Source organism: Chryseobacterium salivictor, assembly GCF_004359195.1.
GTDB classification, from domain to species: Bacteria; Bacteroidota; Bacteroidia; order Flavobacteriales; family Weeksellaceae; genus Kaistella; species Kaistella salivictor.
The window spans coordinates 995146-1015795 of the sequence record NZ_CP037954.1 but is presented as its reverse complement, the minus strand read 5'-3'; the positions used below and the strand labels follow the sequence as shown (position 1 = coordinate 1015795).

Annotated in this window: 18 protein-coding genes and 1 pseudogene; 4 read left to right on the top strand and 15 right to left on the bottom strand. The window is 36.9% G+C overall.

Annotation, left to right across the window (positions count from 1 at the left end; genetic code table 11):
• Positions 1-54: 54 nt before the first annotated feature.
• The gene (locus NBC122_RS04680) at positions 55-1350 is read right to left on the bottom strand and encodes a DEAD/DEAH box helicase (protein ID WP_133439264.1); all 1296 of its coding nucleotides are present in this window, start codon (positions 1348-1350) and stop codon (positions 55-57) included.
• A 309-nt stretch (positions 1351-1659) separates the two neighbouring features.
• On the opposite strand from NBC122_RS04680, the gene NBC122_RS04675 reads away from it, so the two are divergent.
• Positions 1660-2451, top strand: coding sequence for a hypothetical protein (locus NBC122_RS04675; protein WP_133439263.1), 792 nt, complete (start codon positions 1660-1662; stop codon positions 2449-2451).
• Positions 2452-2454: 3 nt separating this feature from the next.
• Positions 2455-2862, top strand: a complete 408-nt coding sequence (locus NBC122_RS04670; RefSeq protein ID WP_133439262.1) for a hypothetical protein — start codon at positions 2455-2457, stop codon at positions 2860-2862.
• A 631-nt stretch (positions 2863-3493) separates the two neighbouring features.
• Here NBC122_RS04670 and NBC122_RS04665 read toward each other — a convergent pair.
• From NBC122_RS04665 to NBC122_RS04635, 7 genes and pseudogenes are all read right to left on the bottom strand, one after another.
• Entirely contained in the window at positions 3494-4237 is a 744-nt protein-coding gene (locus NBC122_RS04665) for a LytR/AlgR family response regulator transcription factor (RefSeq protein WP_133439261.1), read from the bottom strand.
• 9 nt (positions 4238-4246) lie between these two features.
• Positions 4247-4551: pseudogene (locus NBC122_RS14535) on the bottom strand (methyltransferase family protein).
• Between the two features lie 256 nt (positions 4552-4807).
• A complete protein-coding gene (locus NBC122_RS04655) occupies positions 4808-5098 on the bottom strand; it encodes a 2TM domain-containing protein (RefSeq protein WP_133439260.1) in 291 nt (96 codons plus the stop codon).
• A 4-nt stretch (positions 5099-5102) separates the two neighbouring features.
• A complete protein-coding gene (locus tag NBC122_RS04650; protein ID WP_133439259.1) occupies positions 5103-5384 on the bottom strand; it encodes a 2TM domain-containing protein in 282 nt (93 codons plus the stop codon).
• Positions 5384-6697 (bottom strand): 2TM domain-containing protein, encoded by a 1314-nt coding sequence (locus NBC122_RS04645; RefSeq protein WP_133439258.1) that lies wholly within the window; start codon positions 6695-6697, stop codon positions 5384-5386. The genes NBC122_RS04650 and NBC122_RS04645 overlap by 1 nt, the downstream gene beginning before the upstream one ends.
• Before the next feature lie 143 nt (positions 6698-6840).
• Complete coding sequence (locus NBC122_RS04640; RefSeq protein WP_133439257.1) at positions 6841-8961, bottom strand: carboxy terminal-processing peptidase; 2121 nt, start codon at positions 8959-8961, stop codon at positions 6841-6843.
• Positions 8962-9117: 156 nt separating this feature from the next.
• Positions 9118-11400 carry a DUF5686 family protein gene (locus NBC122_RS04635; RefSeq protein WP_133439256.1) on the bottom strand — a complete coding sequence of 761 codons (2283 nt, stop codon included), beginning with the start codon at positions 11398-11400 and terminating at the stop codon, positions 9118-9120.
• Between the two features lie 218 nt (positions 11401-11618).
• On the opposite strand from NBC122_RS04635, the gene surE reads away from it, so the two are divergent.
• Positions 11619-12383 carry a 5'/3'-nucleotidase SurE gene (gene surE / locus NBC122_RS04630; RefSeq protein ID WP_133439255.1) on the top strand — a complete coding sequence of 255 codons (765 nt, stop codon included), beginning with the start codon at positions 11619-11621 and terminating at the stop codon, positions 12381-12383.
• A 58-nt stretch (positions 12384-12441) separates the two neighbouring features.
• A complete protein-coding gene (locus NBC122_RS04625) occupies positions 12442-13482 on the top strand; it encodes a GMP reductase (RefSeq protein ID WP_133439254.1) in 1041 nt (346 codons plus the stop codon).
• 75 nt (positions 13483-13557) lie between these two features.
• Here NBC122_RS04625 and NBC122_RS04620 read toward each other — a convergent pair whose 3' ends face one another.
• From NBC122_RS04620 to NBC122_RS04590, 7 genes are all read right to left on the bottom strand, one after another.
• The gene (locus NBC122_RS04620; RefSeq protein ID WP_133439253.1) at positions 13558-14220 is read right to left on the bottom strand and encodes an aspartate/glutamate racemase family protein; all 663 of its coding nucleotides are present in this window, start codon (positions 14218-14220) and stop codon (positions 13558-13560) included.
• On the bottom strand, positions 14217-15170 hold the full coding sequence (egtD, locus tag NBC122_RS04615; protein ID WP_133439252.1) for an L-histidine N(alpha)-methyltransferase: 954 nt from the start codon (positions 15168-15170) through the stop codon (positions 14217-14219). Before egtD ends, NBC122_RS04620 begins: the two co-directional genes overlap by 4 nt.
• Entirely contained in the window at positions 15167-16318 is a 1152-nt protein-coding gene (gene egtB, locus NBC122_RS04610; RefSeq protein WP_133439251.1) for an ergothioneine biosynthesis protein EgtB, read from the bottom strand. Before egtB ends, egtD begins: the two co-directional genes overlap by 4 nt.
• A gap of 278 nt (positions 16319-16596) precedes the next feature.
• Positions 16597-17340, bottom strand: coding sequence for a 3-oxoacyl-[acyl-carrier-protein] reductase (fabG, locus tag NBC122_RS04605; protein ID WP_133439250.1), 744 nt, complete (start codon positions 17338-17340; stop codon positions 16597-16599).
• Positions 17341-17350: 10 nt separating this feature from the next.
• A complete protein-coding gene (rsmI, locus tag NBC122_RS04600; protein ID WP_133439249.1) occupies positions 17351-18085 on the bottom strand; it encodes a 16S rRNA (cytidine(1402)-2'-O)-methyltransferase in 735 nt (244 codons plus the stop codon).
• A 99-nt stretch (positions 18086-18184) separates the two neighbouring features.
• Entirely contained in the window at positions 18185-19561 is a 1377-nt protein-coding gene (locus tag NBC122_RS04595) for a UDP-N-acetylmuramate--L-alanine ligase (protein WP_185145778.1), read from the bottom strand.
• 17 nt (positions 19562-19578) lie between these two features.
• Entirely contained in the window at positions 19579-20604 is a 1026-nt protein-coding gene (locus NBC122_RS04590) for a hypothetical protein (protein WP_133439247.1), read from the bottom strand.
• Positions 20605-20650: the final 46 nt, after the last annotated feature.

Genomic DNA, 20650 nt, shown 5'->3' with positions numbered 1-20650 from the left:
GCACAAATCCTCAATGAAATTACCGGCTTAAATCAGCCGATTTCTGCTGATTTTTTAATTGTTTTCTGCCAGATAATTTGAAAGCACTTTATCCATCAATTCTTCTTTTGTCAAATGATGAAAAATGGTTTTAACCTGCTGTCTTACCTCATCAGGAATCTCGCGGTTGGGTTTTGTTTTGAAGACTTTTTTCGCCCAAACCAAAGTATTGTTCCATTCGATCGCTTCGGCATCGGCTTTTTTTATCTCTTTGAATTTAATACCCAATTCTTGTTCAAAACCGGCAATTTCTTTCACTTCCTCCTGCTGAATAATCGTCATCGAAAGTCCGTTTGCTCCTGCTCTGCCCGTTCTTCCGCTGCGGTGCACATAAGCTTCATGCGTGTCCGGCAAATGATAATTCACCACATAGGCTAATTCTTTGACATCGATACCTCTTGCGACCAAATCGGTAGCCACCAAAATATCGATATATCCTTCGCGGAACTGATCCATAATACGGTCCCGGATTCCCTGCGTTAAACTTCCGTGCAAAGCGCCAGAGGAGATTTTACGGATCGCAAGATTTTTCGCCAGTTTATTAACGGCTGCTTTGGTTTTACAGAAAATAATTCCTCTGCCTCCTTCCTGCGAGTTTAAAAAGTGTAAAAGCACATCTAATTTCTCAATCGGCTCTACGACAATATACTGGTGATCAATACCTTGATGTCCGACGGTCGCCATTTCAGAGTTAATGGAAACCGCATTTTTCGACATATAATTATGAACGATATCTTTCAGTTCACCTGGCATTGTCGCACTGAATAAATAAGTGCGGCGGTTTTTAGGCATCGCTTTCAAAATCGGCATCAAATCATCTTTTAAAGCCTGAAACATTTCATCAGCTTCGTCCAAAACCAAGTTTTTCAGGGATTTAATGTCCAGTGCTCCTTTTTCCAACAGATCTAAAAAACGGCCCGGGGTTGCCACGATGATATGCGTCGGAGATTTCAACTCTTCTATTTGTGATTTCACCGTATTTCCTCCTGTCAGCAAGACGATTGAAACCTCAGGAATATATTTGGCAAAATCTTTAAGATTATTAAAAATCTGCTGGCTCAGTTCTCTGGTAGGCGATAAAATAACCGTTTGAATATTCTTATTATCAACATCGACCAACTGTATCAGCGGCAGTCCGAAAGCGGCAGTTTTACCTGTTCCGGTTTTTGCCAGTGCAACCAAATCTTCATTCTGACCAAGAATCACCGGAATAACCTGATCCTGAATATCAGTCGCAACCGTTATTTCTAAATCGGTTAAGGCTTTTTGAAGTGGATGAATAATTCCTAAGTCGGATATCAGTGTGGACATGCTTATTTTTTTACAAAGATAACCACAGTTTTCGTGAATTCGCTGATCTTGTGTTATTATTAGACTATTTATTTAGATTTTTTCTAAAGAAGTGACATTATATGAAAGCCCTACTATACTAAACATCCCAATCAGAATAATTCCAAATAACAATGAAAAAGATGCGAATGGTAAAAAGAACTCAAAAATAATTACTAAATTCGATTTATACAAGATGATTTCATAACTTAATAACTATCAGTTATTTACAACAAAAAAATCAGTAAGAATATTAAAAAATAGTGATACATAAACTAAAAAATAATTTATATGAAAAAAAATCTCATTCCATCCATTATTATTGTAAGTATATTTATTTTATTAACTAATTCGTGTAGACAAGAAACTGAAACTCAAAAAACTACAACTACAGTAAATTTAACTGCTAAAAATTTAACCACTAAAGAATACCAAAAAAAATTACCGTTTAAGACAGATACTACCTTAATTAAGATTATACAGAAAACATTTTTAAGCAACACAGACCTTTCTTATTTCGAAACAAAATATGGAAAGCTTTATTGGGACTATGCAATTTCATTAGAAAATAAGGAACATCACTCTGTAATTATACCCATATTAAAAGAAAATAATGTCGTATCAACGATGCATGCTATTTTAAAGGACAATAAGATTTTCTTCATTGAAAGGAAAGACAAAAAATTAATATCTTTTTTGGAAAAATTAATCTTTTATAACATTACAAGTTTTAAAGAATCGGGTAATTTAGCAGGTGAAAATTCAAGAATTATTGCAATCAATTGTAAAACTATGACATTTACTGTAGGATGTCCTCCTGGATATGGCGATTGTCAAGATATTTCATATAGTATGACAAGTTGTGACTATATAAACGATGGGACGGGTTTTCCCGGTTCCGGAAATCCAGATCAAATGGAGATTTGTCATCCCGAAATTTGTGGTGACGGTGGCGGTGGTTTTGATCCCGAATTTGAATCTTTACTTACACCACCTCCTCCTAAAAATCCTATTGCTGACATTAAGAAATTTCTGAGTTGTTTGAATATTAACCAATCTGCAACTTTGACCGTATATGCTTAAAAAATGTTTATAACTAATAATGGAGTAGGCCATGCATTTATTTCAATTTCCCAAGGAAATAATACAATGACATTTGGATTTTATCCTAAGCTTGGCGCACCATATAATTACACTGGACCTAGTGTATTTAATAATGATAGCGGTCATCCATACACCTATGCTTGGAACGCAGGCACAATTACCCCAACACAGCTCCAGCAAATTATTGGTATTACTATTGCATTTTCAGAAAGTGATTATCAGTTATTATTAAATAACTGTAGTGACTTCGCAACATATGCCTTAATGATTGCGGGAGTTAATTGTGATACTAGCGGAATTGACACTCCTAATACTGTCGCTAGTTTGATAGAAAACATGGCTCAAAGTTCCAATAGCAATGCTGCCCAAACCCAAAGAAACTGTCCTTAAAATCTGCGTCTATGAAATTTCTTAAAATAATTTGCATAATTTCATTCTTACTAATTGAAGGAATGCAGATGCATACATCAATCAATTTTGGAATTATAGTGGTATATCTTTATCAGTTTTTACATGATATTATTAGTTTTCAAAATTTCAATAACATTTTTTGGCAAGGCGGATTACTTTCTGTTTTTACATTAGGAAATTTAATCCTTTTATACAGAAGTAGAAGTTATTTAGATCGATATACTGTTGTTTTTTGCATTATATCTTTATTTTTTTGCTCTATATACCTGGATGGAATTGATAGATTTTCTAATTTTAATATAGGTTTTGTAATTCCTTTTGCAATTTTTCTCTTATCCTCAATATTATTAATAATTCTTAACTTTAAAAAAAAAGTTAAAATCAATGTGTCCAATAATAAACTAGGAACTAAAGCTCATTAAATCCTTCAACTTTACAGCTATAACTTCGGCAACATTTGGTAGACCGCCGAGTTTTAATTTTTAAAATTAAAAAAGCAGTTTTTTTAAAAACTGCTTTTTTTTTAAATCTTTAATAGAGCGACAGTTTACGTGTTTTTCTGAGGCTTAAAAATTATTTAAAAAATAAAACTCCTTCATATTCCCCCACTCTAATTAGACAACCAATCTTTAAAATCCTTTACCCGATCGCGGCTCACCGTGATTTCTTCTTCCGGCTGAAACTCCATTTCCACTTTATAATAAGGCGAAATATGAATATTTTTAATGAAATTGGAATTGATGATGAACTGTCGGTTTACTCTGAAAAATTTCTTTTCCTCCAAAACTTCCTGTAACTCATCTAAAGTAAAATCGGTGGGATAAGTTCTCTCTTTGGTCTGAAGGTAAACGATTTTGTTTTCGCTGTAAAAACAGGAAACCTCATCGGTTTGAACAATCTTTAAATTATAACCGATCTTGACTAAAACACGGGATAATTTCTGTTTCTCTTCTTTAATTAAAGATTTGATTTCCAATGAATTATTAGACGATTCTGATGGTAGGAAACTTTTAAATTTATTGATGGCTTTTTCCAGATCTTCTTCCATAATCGGTTTCAAAAGGTAATCAATGGAATTCAGCTTGAAAGCTTTCAGAGTATATTGGTCAAAAGCCGTTGTGTAAATCATAAAACTTCTGGTGGGAACTCTTTCAAAAATATCAAAAGATAATCCGTCGCCTAAAACAATGTCTGAAAATATCAAATCCGGATGTTGATTATTCTGAAACCAATCCAAACCTTCTTCCACAGAATTAAGCGTTGCAACTAATTCTAAATCAGTGAATAAACTGATTAATCTTTCAAGTTTTCGGGCAGCAGGTTTTTCATCTTCAATGATGACGGTTTTTATCATATTTTAAAATTAATAAATAAAAGGAATAAGTTTTTTAGTTTTCTTCATATAATCGGTATACTCTTTCCCAAACCGTTCTGTCAAAACCCTTTCTTCGATTTTTATCCGGTAGAGAAACATTAGAAATACAGGAACCACCAGAATAACTGCAGAAATATAATTGTTTAAAACGATCGCCAAACCCACAAAAGTGAGCAGGGAAAAAAATACGAAGGATGCCTCACATATTTATAAAAGCCGTTGGTTATTAACTGATGGTCTTCTCTGATCGTGACATCTACCGTGAAATATTTCCCCAAATTATTAATGACCATTAACCTAAATACAACGCCCAGGAAAAGAAAAACCACACCGACCAACTGTATTCCTTCCCTTTGATAAAAAGGAAAACCCGTTGCCTTAGCAACAAAAATCCCGAAAAAAATACTGAAACCGATGACCAGCCATAAACGTGAAAGCGACTTTTGGTCTTTCCCTTTTGCATCAGCACTTCCTGATCTCATTCTCAGGAGAAGATAAATTTCTGAAAGCCCCCACAGAACCATAATGATATTTATTATTGTATTCATGCTATTTGAATTGATCCATTAATTCTTTAATTTTTTTTTCTTCCCAATCTTTGCCGAGAAAGATATTGGGAAGAAAAACCGTGATTCCATGAGCGGCGAGGACGATTCCCCAGATGATCGCTGTCCAGTAATTATCCATATCAGTAAGCGTTTCACCAGACTGCCTGTTGCCGGCGATGATAAATAAATTCACCAATACAAAAACAGTAGCGTGGATATAAAATCCCTTAATCTTTTTCACACGTTCTTTCGCTCTGATATACCGAAGGTCGTTTTCGTTATAATTTTCCATGGTATTATCTATTAAATTGTTTGTCCATCATTTTCTTCTCCCAGCTTGAATTAAAGAGGAATATCTTCACTGCCCGAATCGCTAAAATAAGTCCCCAAATCCAAAAAATACCCGAAAATTTATTAAAACTTAAAAATGTAATTTCTCCTGTTAAATAATAATTCCTAAAACTATGGATCGCCAACACAATGGCAAAAACAGTAAAACTTACATAGAATTTTTTGAGTTGACTGACTCGTTCTTTGGCGATAGAATAATCTATTTCTTGCTTGGTTAAATTTTCCATTATTTTGAATTTTCTTTATCTAAAATTTTCTGGATCTGTTTTTCTTCCCAGTTGCTGCTAATTCCAAACACTTTGACTGCGTTTAAACTCAAACCAAGCCCCCAACCGAACATCGGCCACCAAAACCAGTGGTAGTCCGGCGAAGTCCGCACGTTTATAAAAATCAGGAAAGGAATGACCAAACAATACGAGAGGAGATTTCCGTAGAATCCTTTCAGTTCTTTTACTCTTTTCGATGCTCTCTGATAGGCAATCGACTCTTGCGAAAGCGGTATATTCATTGCTGTTTTTTTTTGGGTAAGAATTGGAATTTTCACTCTGAAGAAATCACTTGATTTTTCGATGAAAACATTTTGTTTTGTAAGTAAAGCGTAACGCTGAACAATATTTGAAAGCCCAATTCCAGCGCTTTCTTTCATCTGCTCTCTTTGCTGTAAATTATTTTCGATAAAAAGATAACCGTTCTCAGAATAGATTTCAATGTTCAATGGTTTGCCGGAGGTGGCAAAATTATGTTTGATGCTGTTTTCTAAAAGCAGCTGCAGCGATAATGGAACGACGTACGATTTCAGATCTTTTTCATTAACATTAAAGTCGAAAGTTACGCTGTCTTCGAACCTCGTTTTTAATAAATCACAATAGGTTCCTGCAAATTCTATTTCTTCTTCTACGGTCACTAACTCTTTGTCTTTCTGTTCCAAAACGTAGCGGTAAATCTTCGACATCGACGAGGTAAATCTTTGTGCTTGATTTGGGTTTTCGTCGATTAAAGCACTTAAAACATTTAATGAATTAAAGAGAAAATGCGGATCGAGTTGGTTCTTTAAACTTTCAAATTGTGCGTTGGCAGATTTTGCGATGAGTTTCTGCTGTACGACTTCCTGTCTGGTCGAACTTTTCCAGGCTTCTATAAATCCTTTTGCATGTAAAACGGCAGAAATCAGCAAGGAGATATTAATGGTAAACCAATTCACAAAACCCATCGTGCCGGAAAAGAATTCAGCGAAGTCCTGTTTCTGATAAATAATAAAATTGACGTAATTACAGAAAAGAACCAAAACAATATTCACAAGCAGCGTTCCTATAATCCCCAAAACCGTTCTCGTGCGGGTATCTTCCACCCAGGAGTATTTTCTGTTCAGAAAATCATTAACCAAGCCGTTTCCGATGGAGATTGTAAAGCTGTACAAACCTGCAATCACCATGTTTAAAAGATAGAGCTCCGGTGTTTTTTCATCGGTAAAAAACACAAAAGTGAGCGTTCCGATAAAAAACGTTATCCATGATATCGTGATTAAACTCTTTCTGTTCATAATCTATTGATTGGTACAAATGTATGCGTGATTAAAGGTAAATAAAATATTTTTTTACTGAACGGTAAATTTTGGTCACTGAAGGGCAAAAAAAAACAACCACCGGATAATCCGATGGTTGCTCTATCATTAAGTTCAGCAATCTATTTCATTTCTGAAATCACGTTGATGGCTTCCTGAAGGTATAAATCCCGTTGAAGATTCTTAGTCCAGTTCTCTGTTTTTTTGGTGAAAGCTTCATCCGTTTTTTCCCGGATTGCTTCATCTGGGTTCAAGGTAAATTTCAAACCGTTATTGAATTTTTCCAGACCTTTAAATTTCTTGATCTGTGATTTTCTGGTCTGCATAACTTCATTGAATTTCTTTTGATTGAGTGAAATCGTTTCCTCTTTATCCAGATTTTCTTTCCACTGCGCTGATTCCTGTATCAGTTGGTAGGTTTTGTTGTTTTTCAATCTTCCTTCCACTCCTTTTTGTAAAGCTGCTGCTGAGAAATAATTGACAGGCTGGTATTCTGCGGCCGGAATTTTATCCCAAGCCAACGCATATTCGTCGTAGCGCTCACCAATCTCGGCATACGTATAGAAGTCTTTCATTTGAATATCAGAAACGATCCCTTTTCTCTGGTTGGATTCTCCAGAAATTCTATAGAATTTTTGAATGGTCAGCTTTAAAGATCCGAAATCATCGGTCGAATTCAGGAATCTGTTCAGATCAACAAAAGTCTGAACCGTTCCTTTTCCGAAAGACTGCGGCGAACCGAGGATCAGTCCACGGCCGTAATCCTGCATTGCTCCCGCCAAAATCTCCGATGCTGACGCAGAAAGTTCATTTTGCATAATCACCAGTGGACCGGTCCAAACCGGGGCATTCGTTTTATTTTTAAGCGTTTGAATTTTTCCGTTACCGTCTTTCACCTGAACATAAGCTCCGGCATTCATAAACAAGCCCATGATATCACCGACTTCCGTTAAACTTCCGCCGCCGTTATTTCTAAGGTCAAGCACGATTCCCTGAACGTTTTGGGCTTTTAATTTAACAAGTTCATTTTTAATGTCATCAGAAGCATTTCTCCCTTTCGGGTCTTCAAAATCGGCATTGAAACTTGGCAGACTTATAAAGCCATATTTTTTACCATCCGGCGCATCCACGACAATACTTCTGGCAAAAGTATCCTCAATGGCTACTTCTTCGCGGGTCATGGTTACTTCCTTGATTGATTTATCTTTCTTTTCCACGGTCAAAACCACCTTCGTTCCTTCTTTACCGCGAATCAGCCTTACCGCTTCATCTACCAGCATTCCTACGACACTCACGGCATCCTGATCCGGGCTGGATCTCACTTTTAAGATTTTATCACCCGCTGAAAGCTGTTTCGATTTCCAGGCTGGTGCACCGATGGTCAGTTCACCCAAATAAAGATAGCCTTTTCTCTCCTGGATCACCGCACCGATTCCGATGATTTTTCCTTTAAACTGGGTATCGAAATCTTCTTTGTTTTTCGGCGAATAATAATTGGTGTGCGGATCAAAAACTTCGGTGTACGCGTTCATATAAACGGTAAACCAATCCATTTTATTTCTTTTCTTGAACCTGCGGAAAGTGTCTGTTACCAGATCTTTCACCTCTTCTGTTGCTTTAATTCTTTTAGCTTCGGGAGTTAGAATTTCAAGTTTGATGGTATCTTTTAAATTAAATTTCTGTACAGAATCTTTTTTCTCTTTCTGCATTTCTTCTTTCGCCGTCAAAGATTCCATTTCCTGCAGAATATTATACTTGATATATTTCTTCCACTCTGCGGCAAGTTCGGCCTGATTGGCGGGATTATTCTTTTTCTTCGGTTCTAAAACAAGCGTTTCATCTTCATCTAAATTGATCGGTTTGTTTAAAATATCCTGGGTGATTTTATCTATTTCATCAACTCTCTGATACAGCCTATCAACGGTTAATTTATAAAATCTTAAATCCCCCTGATTAAGATAATCATCGAGTTTACTGTAATGCTGCGCAAATTCTGCCATATCGGACTGCAGAAAGTATCTTTTTGAGTTATCTACCATTTCAAAATAATGCTTGTAAACTTCCTGTGAATAAGCATCGTTAATAGGTTTTGGCGAATAGTGCAAATAACTGAGCGTATTTTTCACGCTGATCATGATGGTCGACATTTTCTCGTCGTCATTTTTTGGGGTGTTAAAACAAAACACCAAACTCGTCAACGGAATGAAAAGCAATAATCTATTGAGGTTAAATTTTTTGAACATATAGTTGTTAAATAATGTAATATATAATTTGTTGAAACTAATCCATAAATGTTACAGAATTTTTCAATGTATCAAAATTAGTACCTTATTTAGAATAAAGTAAGATTTTTAAAAAATTTTACAGAATTCATTTCAATTTTATACAAAATCATCTTCTTAGAAATAAAACTGGAAGCCAAACTTAATTCCGAATTTTTTAGCGTTGGGATTTTCAAGATAGTTTCCCCGCCAGTTGAAATCTACTCTAAGAATTCTCACATTGCCAAAGCCGATATTTTCGATTCCAAAACCATATTCATAATACGGTTTCTTTTCCGGCGCCGAGAGATTCTGATTTCCCGCATTCATTAAAGCAGAACGTTCCATTAAGCTTCCCATCGCAGTTCTGTAAAAAGCGACTTCTCTTAATTTTAATTTTTTAATCAAAGGAATATAAGACAGGATTTTTCCGTTAAAATGATGTTCTGCCTGAAAAGTTACATACTGATCCGCCACAAACTCGTAGTAATTCAGCAAAGCAAAAGTATTGGGCATAAGGTTATAAGACTGATTTCCCGGAATAATATTTTGAAGAGCCAACGGCAGTTTATTGAAGTTTTTACCGGCCTCCACATTCAGCATCAGTCGTCCGAAGCTTTTTAAAAGAATCGGCTGATAATAATAAAGCTGCAGTTTACTGTAATTAAAATCTGACCCGAAAACGCCCTCTAATCCCTGGGTATATTTCAACATAACCGTTGGTGCCAAAGTGCTGTGTTCATAACGGTCTACGCCATATTGCGAAAAAACGGCTCCTGGTCTCGCCGTAAGACTTAGCACCAACTTCGAATCATTCAGCTCAGAATACCGCTGATTGTTTTTATAAAAATCTAGAGAAAACTTTTCCGGAAGTGCCGATTTAGTGGTTTGGTTCGTGGCATCTAATCGCACCGTAAAATTTTTAAAAGGATCGATTGACGCAAATGCACTTACCTGATTCACAGAACTCAAATAAAAATTAGTACCGGAACTCAAAACTCCCGACGAAGCGAAAGAGCGCGTCATGATTCCTTCGTCACCGGTCAGTTGCGCTCCCAACTGTAAAATATCCCGCCTCGTTCCGATGCCTAAAGTAAATCTATTGTCACGGTTAAACATTTTCCGGAATTCGAGGCCATATTTCAGCTGATGATCTTTGAATCCATACGCGGTATAAAAAGCCGCCCGCCAAGTGTCATTCGCAGAAAAATAAGTTCTTGCACCTACCCGTAACCGGAAACCTTCCACTTCATTGAATCCGATGACGGAATAAAGGTCCCCAAAATCGATGGCTTTAAAAGCATTGTAATAACCGGATGAAACAACTTCGTATATTTTGACTGCTTTTTTAAACTGAGGAACCTCCTGAAGTTCATCCATCATCGCATAAACATTCGCTTCAGACTTTGATAATTCTTCTTTCCTGTTTTCCTTCCAATAAGCTTCGTCTTTGATATATTCCGCATCCGTTAAAGAAGTTACTTTAGTTTCAAAAACCGTGTCGCTTAATTTTTGATCAAAAAGGTAATCAGAGAAAATCACGGTTTTCTTAGCAGTAATACTTTTCGAATTTTCTTTCTTGCCGAAAACCGACATTTGAATTTCCTGGTACTTTTTCTTTGGTAAAAAAACAGCATCATTCGGATTGTCAAATTCTAAATCGTAATAAAAACTATTTACAAAGTTTACATTAATGCTTTTTGTTGATTTTAAAGTCGCTTTTACGACCGCATAATTTTCTTTTGAAATATATAGTACGCCGTACATCGACAATACATCTTTTCTTTTTGGTGAATAGGTAATTCGGTAACAATCATTACCATTGATACTTTCTTCGCCTAAAAGCTGATAATCGTACGCCGAAAAACCATCTGTGGCAATGGGGCTGGTAAATCCGATGTTGAAGAAATTGAGGACATTATCATAAATATCGATTTCTTTATAAAGATTTTTCGCCGTATTGGCCATCGCATCACTGCTCGAAAGTCCCGATGTTTTATTGGCCAAAATTTCCCGCTTCTCTTTTCTGTCAGGTTCGTTTCTTCCGTAATTTTTATAAAGGGTTTCATTAAAGTAAACCGGCAGTGACAAATGATTGGCCTGGTCTAAAGTATCTGCGTATTTAAATATAAAACCCACCTTGTTGAAAATCTTTTTCCGGGTAAAAGTAGAATCCAGATTGGCGAGATCCAGCTCGATTTTCTCGTATTCTTCGTACTGATAATCATGGAACTGAGACAGCCCGTTGCTTTTCTTCCGTTTCCAGACTTCCTGTAAAATAGCATATGCCGGATTATCTTTCTTTTTAGTTTTCTTAGAAACTTTAATTTGCACTTCATCGATATTGGTTTCTCTCACCTGAGAAAATGCAAATACAGAAGTTAAAATAAGAAGCAGAAAAATAATTCTAAAATATTTCATAAATAAATGCGGTCAAAAATCGTTTAAAATTTACGTCTCAGACAACTGGCAAAAGTAATATAAAAATTCACGTCGTCCTGTAATCTCCAGCTTCTTAATAAAAAAAGTAGTATTCAAAGCTTTACTTCTATTACAGTGCCAAAAAACATTAAACTTTATTAAGAATGCCCGGATTGTCTTTTTAAAGAATTATTTTTGTGAAAAATCATTTTACATTCATGGAAAAACCATTAATATTAGTCACCAATGACGACGGAATTACCGCTCCCGGAATTAGAAATCTTGTGAAATTTATGAACGAAATTGGCGAGGTCATCGTGGTTGCTCCCAATTCGCCACAATCCGGAAAAGGTCATGCCATCACCATTGATTCCACTTTAACTTTTGAAGAAATCAATTTAGAAGGTCCGCAGAAAGATTATTCCCTTAGCGGAACACCGGTGGACTGTGTAAAGTTTGCCCTGGATAAAATTTTGACCAGAAGACCCGATCTGGTGGTCTCAGGAATTAATCACGGCGCGAACTCTTCCATCAATGTGATCTATTCCGGGACGATGAGTGCCGCGGTAGAAGCAGGTGTAGAAGGTTTGCAGGCCATCGGTTTCTCTCTCCTGGATTTTTCCTGGGATGCAGATTTCTCCCATGCCAAAGAACACATTCAGAATATTGTGAAAAAAGTATTAGAAAATCCTTTGCCGAAAGGAATTGTTCTCAACGTCAATATTCCTAAATTAGCAGAACAAGAAATAAAAGGCGTAAAAGTCTGCCGGCAGGCCAATGCCAAATGGGAAGAAAATTTCGATGAAAGAATTAATCCACACGGTAAAAAATATTTCTGGCTCACCGGTTATTTCAATAATATGGATGATGGTCACGATGCTGATGAAACAGCACTTGCTGATGGTTATATCTCGATCGTTCCGGTAAAATTTGATATGACGGCTCACGAACATTTACTCCATCTTCGGACTATATTGGAATAATAACAGCCCTACTGATTCTTAAACTCTTATCCTTTCTTTAATTTTTAAAATTTAAAAAATGCGCATAGAAAACGAACTCAAATTAGGATTCAAAGACGTGATGATCCGTCCGAAAAGGTCGACTCTTAAATCGCGTTCACAAGTAAGTTTAGAAAGAACATTCACTTTCAGAAACTCCCAGAAAATATGGACCGGTGTTCCCATAATTGCAGCCAATATGGATACCGTGGGAACTTTTGAGATGGCAGAAGCTTTGGCAAAAGATCAAATTATCACTGCCATTCACAAACATTATACTTTAAGTGAATGGTCGGATTTTCTTAAAAATCAAGAAGATTCCATTTACGATTATATCGCTTTGAGTACAGGAATTAGCAAAGCGGATGAGGAAAAAATTCAGCAAATAGTGCATGCACATCCAAAGATTAATTTTCTATGCATTGATGTTGCCAATGGCTATTCTGAATATTTCGTGGGCTTTGTAAAAAAAATGCGTCAGATTTTTCCTGATAAAACGATTATCGCAGGAAATGTAGTGACCGGCGAAATGGTAGAAGAATTAATTCTGGCGGGTGCCGATATCATCAAAGTCGGGATCGGGCCCGGTTCGGTTTGTACGACGAGAATAAAAACCGGTGTCGGCTATCCGCAACTTTCTGCGATTGTAGAATGTGCAGATGCCGCGCATGGACTTGGCGGCCATATCATTTCGGATGGCGGCTGTAAAGTTCCGGGCGATGTGGCAAAAGCCTTTGGCGGCGGCGCAGATTTCGTGATGTTGGGTGGAATGTTCGCCGGACACGACGAAAGTGGCGGAGAAATCGTAGAAGAAAACGGCAGAAAATACCGGCTTTTTTACGGGATGAGTTCGCAAACTGCCATGGAAAAACATTCGGGCGGCGTTGCAGAATACCGCGCTTCAGAAGGAAAAACCGTGAGAGTGGTTTACAAAGGCGCCGTTGCTGAAACCGTGAAAGATATTTTGGGCGGCGTGCGATCAACCTGTACTTATGTTGGCGCTTCTCAATTGCGGGAACTTTCAAAAAGAACGACTTTTATTCGGGTAGCGGAACAGGAAAACCAGGTTTTTGGAAGTTAAAATCTTCATCCGAATATCATCAATAATGCTCTGATTTTTCGGAGCATTATTTTTTTTCCGAAAGAAGAACGGTTTTTATTCCAACCATTTTTCAATCTGCAGTTCAGCCATATCGATGCAAGCTTTTTCATTTTTTAAAGCAAAAATGGATAGCTCTGTACATGCGATTACAACAGGATTTTGTACCGAATATTTTTTAATTAAATTTTTAAAAAATGATTGCTGTGCAGAAGATGCTGTATTTTGGTAAACTTCTTTTCTGAAATTATCCACCCAAATTTGATCTTCTGAGGCCGGTTTTAAAATAACAATTCCTTTTTCAGAAAATTTCTTTGCTAAATATTCAGAATTCATGGTATATAAGGTTCCAAAAAGGAAAATCTTCGAAATTCGGTTTTGCGTTAAATAATCCAAAGTTAACTGCACAGGATGACAGATTTCAAAAGGGCTTTTTATCTGATCCAGGGTTTCGTGCAGCGTGATATTGGGAATAAGTAATTTTGTAATTCCAAGATTTGCCATCTCTTCGAGAATAATTTTCAGTTTCGGAATCAGGACTTTAAAATCATTGGGTAAAAATGGGTTTATCTCCTGAAAATCAATTTGGTATAACAGCAACGGACATGTTGAAAACTCAGAATGACATTCTTGGTATTTCCGGTGTATTTGGTTAAGATAATATTTGGTGGAAGCTGAACCTAATCCTAAAATTCCACGACGGGCCAGATCTGCTTTCATTTTTTAGTAAGTATATAATCCGCAAAAAAATTCTTTGAATCCAAAAATTTGCGGGTGATTTCCAACTGGGAATCCTTGAGTAAATTCTGTAAAATTTCATCGGTGTATTTTCTGGAAATCTCGGTGTGAATTGTTTCATTTTCTTCAAAGTCAAAATACTCCTCCAATTCTTTGATGAAGACGGAATGCTTTTTTTTGCTTCTCAAATAGCTTTTTGCAATGCCTTCTTTTTCAGTATATTCGGGTGCATGTTCAAAATTTTCAAGGTCAAAATCGGCACCCAGTTCTCTATTAATTCTTCTTAATAGATTTAAATTAAAGGCACTGGTAATTCCGGAAGCGTCATTATATGCCGGGAGAACGATGTCTTTTGATTTTAAAAGATCTAATCCCAGAAGCAGTTTTTCATTCTTTTTTAAATGAGCTGCAATCTTATGTAAAAATTGAGCTGCAATTCCGTCCGGCATATTCCCTAAACTGGAGCCGATGAATAAAATAACTTTCGGTTTATCCGAAGAAAAAAGCTGGTCTAAAACCTGAAAATAATCTCCCTGTTTCGGATCACATTTTAAGTTGGGAAATAAGTTCTGCATTCTTTCGGTAATTACAGAAAGGCTGTTTTTTGAAATATCGACCGGAATATATTTAAATTTAAAGTTCTTTTCCAGTAAAGTTTGCAACAGGTATTGCGTTTTCTTTCCGTCGCCGGCTCCCAGTTCGATCAATTCAAATTCTTCAGTATTGCTGATCTCAAAAGACTGGATGATGGCTTCGCTTTGTTGGCTGAAAATCTCCAGTTCGGCATTGGTCAGATAATATTCGGGCATTTCCATAATTTGCTGGAAAAGCTCATCTCCTGCTTTATCGTAGAAATAATGCGATGAAATACATTTGGGGTTTTGGCTGAGGCCAGCCTTAACATCTCTTAAAAATGGGTCGTTTTCTGTCATCTTGCTAATCTTATGCCGGTGACTTGCCAGCGGTGTTTTGGGTGAAAAAAGTTTCTGTAGGTTTTTCTTTCATTGCCTTTGGGTGTTGCAGTTGAAGCTCCCCGCAAAACCATTTGACTGACCATAAATTTTCCGTTGTATTCTCCGGCCGCTCCTTCTGCAATCCGAAAACCAGGATAAGGAAGGTAGGCAGAGTACGTCCATTCCCAGCGTTTTCCCCAATCCAGTTGGTCTTCGGCGGCTTCCCATTCAAATTCGGTCGGTAATCTGAGGCCTTTCCAGGTTGCGAAAGCCTGAGCTTCGTAGAAAGAAATATGGGTTAAAATATGATTGGGCTCAATGGGTTTTAGTCCTTCTAACGTGTACGAAAACCATTTTCCTTCGATTTGTTTCCAGTAAAGCGGCGATTTTACTTGATTTTCATTTATCCAAGACCAACCTTCATCGAGCCAGAATCTAAAGTTTTCATAGCCGCCGGCTTCCATGAATTCAAGAAATTCTGCGTTGGTAACGAAAGCTTTTGAAATTTGAAATTCATGTAAAAAGACTTTGTGTCTTCCTTTTTCATTATCGAAATGAAAACCATCTCCTTTATAACCAATTTCGTAGATTCCTTCAGGAATTTTGATCCAACCGGTATCGCTATTTTCCTGAGCGGTAAGGTTGAACTTCTCTTTATACACAGGGAAAACAGGATTGTAAGAAAAGGTATGTTTCAGATCCGTAATCAGGAGTTCCTGATGTTGCTGCTCATGATTAATTCCTAAAATAAGAAGTTCCTCTAATTCGGAACTGGAATTGGTCTGTAACAATTTTCCGATATGGGCATCGACATATTTCCGGTATTCGTAAACTTCTTTCACCGTCGGGCGCGTGATTGTTCCCCGTTCGGTGCGAATGGCTCGATCGCCCAAAGTGTGGTAATAACTGTTGAACAAAAAACCAAAATGAGGATTGAAAACCCTGTAACCGGCTAGAAATTTTTTAAGAATTAGCTCCTCAAAAAACCACGTGGTGTGACTGAGATGCCACTTTGGAGGACTTGCAAAATCAACAGGCTGAGGAATGTAATCCTCAATTTCAAGAGGCTCACAAAGGGAAACGGTTTGTGCCCGCGTGTTTTGAAATATTTGAAATAGAACACTCATAAATTTTGACTAAAAATTATAAGTGTTTGAAATACAAAAAATATTCCGCAACGAAAAATAATCAACTGATTACTAATAAATAACAAAAAAATTCTTACTAAAAATCTAAAGTGGCGTACGATAAATTTTTAGTAAGAAAAACATCATTGGAATCTAGCCCAGATCGAAGCGGCATCCTTTTTCTTTTTTCCCGAAAAAGAAAAAGATATAGCGGAGAGCTGGACTGCATTTTATAAGAAGCGAAAATTTTGTAGCTCCTTTAAAAGAAATTTACAGAATTAAGTCAACATTCCACCATCAACATTTAAAACCTGTCCTGTGATATAATTGGACCTATCGCTCGCCAGGAAAACACAGGCATTCGCCACATCTTCCGGCTGACCGCCTCGTTTCAAAGGAATTGCATCTCTCCATCCCTGCACGGTTTTTTCGTCTAAAGCAGCCGTCATTTCAGTTTCAATAAATCCTGGAGCCACCGCATTGCAACGGATATTCCGGGAACCCAGTTCTAGTGCGATCGATTTTGAAAAACCAATTACACCGGCTTTTGACGCCGCATAATTGGCCTGTCCAGCGTTACCTTTTACTCCAACGACCGACGTCATATTGATAATTGACCCCGATTTTGCTTTCATCATCGGCTTGATTACCGCTTTGGTCAGGTTGAATACCGAATCCAAATTCACTTTTATGATGGTGTCCCAATCGTCTTTTGACATTCTGAGCATTAAATTATCGCGCGTAATTCCGGCATTATTGATCAAAATATCGATTTTACCAAAATCTGCAAGCACATCCGCAGCTAACTGCTGAGCCGCATCGTAATCGGAAGCATCTGACTGATAAGACTTTACCTTGGTTATCTTTCCTAATTCTTGCTCCAAAGCTTTTGCTTTATCGACAGAACCGGCGTAGGTAAAAGCAACCTCTGCTCCTTCTTTCGCAAAAACTTCTGCGATTCCTTTTCCGATTCCACGTGTTGCTCCTGTGATGAGGGCAACTTTTCCTTCTAATAATCCCATATTCTTTCGTTTATTTTTCTAGGTTTTTGTATTTATTTTTAGACAAAGGTTTCTCGTCTTCATCTTCTTTCGTATCAACATTATTGATAATTAAAACGATTTCGCCTTTTAAAGTTTTACTTTTAGAAAAGTCAATTAACTCATTGATTGTCCCTCTTTTAGTTTCTTCAAATTTCTTTGATATTTCGCGGCTTAAACTCACTTTTGTCTCTTCACCAAAGAATTCTCTGATCTGTTCTAAAGTGGTATTTATCTTATGTGGACTTTCATAAAGAATGATGGTTTTTTTCTCTTCTGCCAACTGTTTAAGTTTGGTTTGCCTTCCTTTTTTCTGGGGTAAAAATCCTGCAAATAAAAACTCATTATTCGGTAATCCCGAAACCACCAAAGCCGGAACAAAAGCTGTTGCTCCCGGTAAACACTGCATTTCTAATTTTTCATCGGAAACTGCTTTTGCCAACAAATAACCTGGATCTGAAATTCCCGGTGTTCCTGCATCGGTAATAATGGCAATGTTTTGTCCGTTTTTTAAATCGTCAATTACTTTCTGCGTCGTCTGATGCTCGTTATGTAAATGATACGATTTCAATGGTTTGGATATTGCATAATGCTTCAAAAGAAAACCCGAAGTCCGGGTATCTTCACATAAAATATAATCGACTTCTTTCAGAATTTTTACCGCTCTGAAAGTCATGTCTTCTAAATTCCCAATCGGTGTTGGAACAAAATATAGGAGTCCGCTCATTTTTTATTTTTTTCTATGGGAATGAATTCCAACATATTATATTGATTTGCGTTGGAATAAATTCCAACGCTCATTTTCATTGGGATAAATTGCAACGCATTACAGATGATCATACAGTTCTTTGCAAAAATGCTCTAAACCAGGATCTCTCGCACCCATTAACAATAAAACTGTTCCGGGTTTTAATTCCGGTTTTAGAGCTTCCAGCAGTTGGTTTCTGTCTTCTATAAAATGGGCGTTTTTGCCTTTTGCTTTAATTCCTTCGATTAAATCATTGGCTGAAATATCTTTCACAGTGGTTCCTCCTGCGTAGAAAATTTCGCTCATCCAAATTTCATCCTGTGGTCTTAATGCCTCGGAAATTTCCTGAATGAAATCGTCTTTCAAAAACCGTGTCGGTCCGTAACCATGAGGCTGAAACCACGCAATCACTTTCTCCGCCAAAGGTTGACAGGCTTTAATCGAAGCGGCACATTTCGCAGGATTGTGGGCATAATCATCAATGACCCAAACTCCATTTTTCTGTCCGAGGATTTGATGGCGCCGGTAAATTCCCTCATATTTTGCTAAACTTTCGGCACAGGTTCTCAAATCAATGCCGATCTGATGAGCCACAGCAATTGCAGCCGCTGCATTTTCCACGGAATGTTGTCCTATAGAATTCATCTGAAATTTCTGGGTCAGAACTTCAAAGGTTAAAGAAAAACCCTCCTGGTTAAAATTCTCAGCAGAATAACCAGCCTCTTTATTTTGAAATCCAAAGTCATTTTCCGAATTCGCCGACAATGATTTACCCAATGTATTGGATTGATTTACAACGAATAAACCTTTTGTGTTTCTTTTAAAAATGGTAAATAATTCAATCAATTCACCGATTTCCTGATGATCTTTATCAATATTTAAAAGCAGTCCGATTTCCGGTTTATACTGAACGACTGAACCGTCGCTTTCATCGGCTTCGATGATTAACCATTCTCCTTTTCCAACCGCAGCATTTCCTATTTTTCCTTCTTTGATAATGCTTGTCAATCCTGCACCGGAAATAATACTCGGTTCAAAATCAGCATCTAATAAGATTTGGTATAACATCGCCGAAGTGGTCGATTTCCCTGAAGTTCCGGCAACAGCAATTGTTTTTTTACTTTCAGCTATAACCGATAACAGTTCGCTTCTTTTAATAATTTGAATTCCGAGTTCTCTGGCTTTCTGAACTTCGTAAACGGTATCTTCAATGGCGGTGGAAACTACGATTAAATCGGTTTTTTCAGTGATTCCGGTTCCGTCCTGAAAATAACATCTTATTCCTTCGGCTTCTAACTGTTCCTTGGTTTTGTTGTATTCGCCGGGATGAAAATAGCGGTCGCTTCCGGAAACTTCTTTTCCAATTCCTTTTAGATATTGAGCAATGGCGCTCATTCCGACTCCCGCAACGCCTATGAAAAAGACATTTTGGAAATCTGCTATATTTCTTATCATATTCAAAGTTTCAGGGCTTACATAAATTTATTTTCTACCAGATTCCAAAGTCGTTGTGCGTATTCGTCAACTTTACTCCAGTCTTTTCGGTAATAAATTTCGCTCAGATATTGTTTAGCTTCTTCCAAAGTATTGAAGCTGTTTAGTTTTTCGATGGTTTCCTTTAGTTCCTCCTCATTTCCGGCAAATAAACTCTTGGCGAATGCTACTTTATCATTAAGGTCGAGTTTGAATTCCGTTTTTTTTCTTTCCGCCTGCATAAAATCTGTTTTAATATTAGATTTCAATAAACTGCCTTCATCCTTGCGCTCTTTCGCTGGCATTTGCTCTTCCAAAGAATCGATATCAAATAATTGCTGCACCATTTTCAGGCCTTTGATATTTGCGAGCTTAAATTTTTTCTCAGCTTGTTGGTGTGCACTTTCTCCTTTATCTTCAGGAATTTCAGTGGTGTTTTCAACCAAAGATTCGTGTTTACTGAACTGCACGATTTTTCTTCTTCGCTCCTCCAATTCTTCCAACTCTCTTTCTTTCTGCGCAACTCTCTCTGCATAATGAGCTTCCTGCTGTTCAATAATTAAAGGGATTTCTTCATCATTTCCTAAATCCAGTTCTGAAATAAAATCTGTTTGAATTCCATCATTTGGTTTTTCCCAACCTTCAGTATCCCAAGAATTATGGACCGTTTTTTCTTCGGTCTCAATTTCATCTTCAAAATCATTCAACTCATTGGTGAATTTTACTTCTTCTTCAATATGATCGTCTGCAAAATCATTTTCATTAAATCCGGTGTGTTCAGGTGATTCATCGATCGTTACATGATCATTAATAAATTGATTATCGGTATTTTCACCAGATAAAATGCGGGCAAAGCTGTCTTCATTTTTTTCTAAAATTCTTAAAAAAGCAATTCTGTCTGTCACTTCGGTAAATAAATCCTGTTTTGCCAGAAGTTCATCTTTTGAATTAATTTTACAGAGTGTTTCGAGGATTGTTTTGGTTTCAAAAAAAATTTTATCGTATATATCTTGGAGACTTTGCATATCAGAATCTTATTAAATTTCCGTAATTTTGGGCTTTTAAATCTTA